This is a genomic window from Acerihabitans sp., from assembly GCF_036398755.1.
Taxonomy (GTDB): domain Bacteria; phylum Pseudomonadota; class Gammaproteobacteria; order Enterobacterales; family Enterobacteriaceae; genus Acerihabitans.
In genome coordinates, this window is sequence record NZ_DASWOM010000068.1 from 1 (window position 1) to 2750 (window position 2750).

Annotated in this window: 5 protein-coding genes; 3 read left to right on the plus strand and 2 right to left on the minus strand. The window is 52.3% G+C overall.

The genetic code is table 11. The annotated features are described in order from the left end of the window. Together VGC33_RS11235 and VGC33_RS11240 are read left to right on the plus strand one after the other, a co-directional pair. A partial coding sequence (locus VGC33_RS11235) for a VENN motif pre-toxin domain-containing protein (RefSeq protein ID WP_331120843.1) occupies window positions 1-933 on the plus strand: 933 nt, incomplete at its 5' end. Beyond that, window positions 930-1253 carry a hypothetical protein gene (locus tag VGC33_RS11240; protein WP_331120844.1) on the plus strand — a complete coding sequence of 108 codons (324 nt, stop codon included), beginning with the start codon at window positions 930-932 and terminating at the stop codon, window positions 1251-1253. The genes VGC33_RS11235 and VGC33_RS11240, both read left to right, overlap by 4 nt. Before the next feature lie 49 nt (window positions 1254-1302). Here the strand turns inward: VGC33_RS11240 and VGC33_RS11245 are convergent, their stop codons facing one another. Together VGC33_RS11245 and relB are read right to left on the minus strand one after the other, a co-directional pair. After that, the gene (locus tag VGC33_RS11245; protein WP_331120845.1) at window positions 1303-1629 is read right to left on the minus strand and encodes a SymE family type I addiction module toxin; all 327 of its coding nucleotides are present in this window, start codon (window positions 1627-1629) and stop codon (window positions 1303-1305) included. A 71-nt stretch (window positions 1630-1700) separates the two neighbouring features. Further along, window positions 1701-2066 (minus strand): type II toxin-antitoxin system RelB family anti-toxin, encoded by a 366-nt coding sequence (gene relB, locus VGC33_RS11250; protein WP_331120846.1) that lies wholly within the window; start codon window positions 2064-2066, stop codon window positions 1701-1703. Between the two features lie 365 nt (window positions 2067-2431). Here relB and VGC33_RS23240 point away from each other — a divergent pair, with 365 nt between their 5' ends. Further along, complete coding sequence (locus tag VGC33_RS23240) at window positions 2432-2647, plus strand: hemagglutinin repeat-containing protein (RefSeq protein WP_414636921.1); 216 nt, start codon at window positions 2432-2434, stop codon at window positions 2645-2647. The last annotated feature ends 103 nt before the right edge of the window (window positions 2648-2750 follow it).

The window sequence follows — 2750 nt, forward strand, 5'->3', positions numbered from 1 at the left end:
AACAACGTGGTGGCGCATGCCATCCTGGGCGGGGTGATAGCCGAGCTAAGCGGCGCCAGCGCCGCGGCGGGCGCGACCGGCGCTGCAGCCGGGGAACTGGCCGCGCCGGCGATAGCCCTGGCATTATATGGCACCGCGGACGGCGATAAACTGACGTCACAGCAAAAACAGCACCTGGGCGCGCTGTCGACGCTGGCATCGGGTATCGCGGCGGGAGTAAGCAGCGACAGCGCGTCGGGTGCGGTTGTGGGGGCGCAGGCAGGGAAGAATGCGGTGGAGAATAACCTCTTCAGCCCGGAAGTGATGCCGCAGGGGTTAACCGATCTGGGGCAATCGGCCTCTTCTTACGCCAAGTATGCCCAAGATAACAACCTGCCGCCTGAGCAGGTTCAAGCGGATTTGACCCGGATGGTCGAAGGCGACCTACCCGAAGGCGCGGATATCGTTAAGGCGGTGCTGTCAAATACGCCGGTATCTGATACGGTAATGGCAGTGCTGACGGCACAAGAAGCCAAGGATTATGCGCTGGCGCTGTTATCGACCATCCCGGCGGAAAGGGCGCTGGCAGCGGTGGGCAAAGCGGCGAATGTCTTCACGAATAAGCAGCTTATTAGGGCAGCGGAAAAGATTTCGACGGCGAATCCTGGTAAGCAGTTTACTCAGCCAAGGGATCTAAATGAGCAGATACTTTGGAGAAAGGCGAATGAGTCTCCTTCTAATGGGTTTAAATTAGAAGGGATGAATAACGATCCTCGTTTCCCGGCTTCTGCTGGCTTCGAAAAGAAATCGGTAAATCATAAATTACCTGATGGTTCTAACATTGAAATACATTACCAATACAACTCGACAACCGATAAAACATATGACATGAAAATCGTCACGCCTAAACGCAGTGATTTACAGCCGAAACCATCGATAAAGGCTAAACCATGAAAATCAGAACACGGCAAGGGCATGTGGTTGATATATTTGCAATATACTGGTGGGGTAATGGAGAAACCTATTTCTATGGTTTGCCAAGAGGGAATGGTGGTTTATCTGCCTATAAATTAGATCGTAATGAATTAGAAGTTATTGATCCTAATTTAGAGAGTAATTTTGTTTATTTTCATAACAATGCTCATGGTATTTACCACGAGTCTTTAATTAAAGAAAAACTACTCGATGATCTTTTAGAATTTGATGAAACGGCCTACCACCGCTTCCTTAAAATCCTGAAAGCAGAGGGACGTATAGATCCTGATTTTTATTAAACTATTCCCCCGGCTAATTACGCCGGGGTTCTCCGTTTAGCCCGCCCGCTTACTTAGCCCGACTTCCCCCGCTCAGCTTCTCCCTGAGCGCCAATCCCTGTATCACCTGCTCCAGCTCGCGCCGCGACTGGGCCGACAGCCGGTCGGTCTGTTGTAGCACCTCGTTCATCAGCGCACTGGGCTGGGTGGTGATCACCAGGCACCCATCCATCACCCTGACCGCCAGCGGTGTGCCGGTCAAAAAACCGGCCTGCTCCAGCCACTTCCCCTTAAGCTTTACCTGCGGATAACGGTAGGCATCTGGGGCGTAGCCCACAACGCTATGGCGCAGGGCTTGGGATATTACCGGTTCTGACTTATGATGCGAATCAGCCATAATCAACTCCTAACTAGTTGGTGGTGGTGAGCGAAGTTGTGGTGTTGGCGCACCATAACTTCGCGTTAGTCTTAGCTTTCTCTTTTAGAGGTAGTTTGCGGCACACGGCTTACCGCGCTGGTGATTTGGCTTTTGATGATCATCGCCTCCAGCAACTCCCGAATAACATCCTGTTCATGCTGTGGCATACGTGAAATTGTCTCGAATTGGTAGCGTAATTGTTCATCGAGCCCGCGCTCTTGCTCGTCAAACACCAACATATCAGCGCTGACACCGAGCGCAATCGCTAACCTGCGTATCACATCCAAAGTAGGTTGCGAATTGCCGCCTTCGTAACGCCGTATCTGTAACACCGCCACATTAGTCATTTCGGCCAGCAACTGCTGGGTTAAGCCGCGAGCTTTGCGCAATGTGGCAAGGCGTTCGGAAAATGGCATGTTTCATATTCCAGGCTGCCAGATTCAGCAGCACTATATGCTTCTCATGGTATGACTAATCTATAGATATCGTATCAGATATTTAAAAATATCAATATAGTCCCTTATTGGTTTTTGTATAAGGGGGATACGGCTCGCATTTCCGTCTATAAACGCTAACAGCTAACAAGTACGATGGGTCCATCGGCAATCTTGTCAAAGACTATGCGTGCACCGACGGCATTATTGATACACGACAGGATAAGGTCTGGATAGAATGTACCCTCCAGGCAGAACGGAATAGATCGAGCCGGGCGAACTCCAACGAACTCGTAACGGATGCGCAAATTGGCCGCCAACGCTACCCCATTGGTTATAATCACGCTTTGCAGAGAAGCGGACAATCCCGGAGCGAAACGCGCAGCAAAAGCATACGGTCGCAAGGCAGCATGCTCAACGCAGGCAAAGATCTGAAAATAACGGCCACCGGCACCGGTGCGGACGGCAAGGGGGATATCGTCGTCCAGGGTAGCCAACTGAAGGCCGGCGTGGATATTTCGCTTGCATGCTCTCGCATCCCAGGGCGCCGAGATGGGCGGTAGCGTCAGGATGGGTGCCAATGCGGTGGTAGGTGCGCTGCAGGGGCTGGCCGGCGGGGATATCAAAGCCGCGCTGGCCCAGGGGGCGGCGCCCTATCTGGCTGGA

What these genes read in the sequence shown, in the direction of transcription:
- relB (WP_331120846.1), bottom strand. Translation starts at nt 2,066, where the DNA reads ATGCCATTTTCCGAACGCCTTGCCACATTGCGCAAAGCTCGCGGCTTA.
- VGC33_RS11240 (WP_331120844.1), top strand. Translation starts at nt 930, where the DNA reads ATGAAAATCAGAACACGGCAAGGGCATGTGGTTGATATATTTGCAATA.
- VGC33_RS11245 (WP_331120845.1), bottom strand. Translation starts at nt 1,629, where the DNA reads ATGGCTGATTCGCATCATAAGTCAGAACCGGTAATATCCCAAGCCCTG.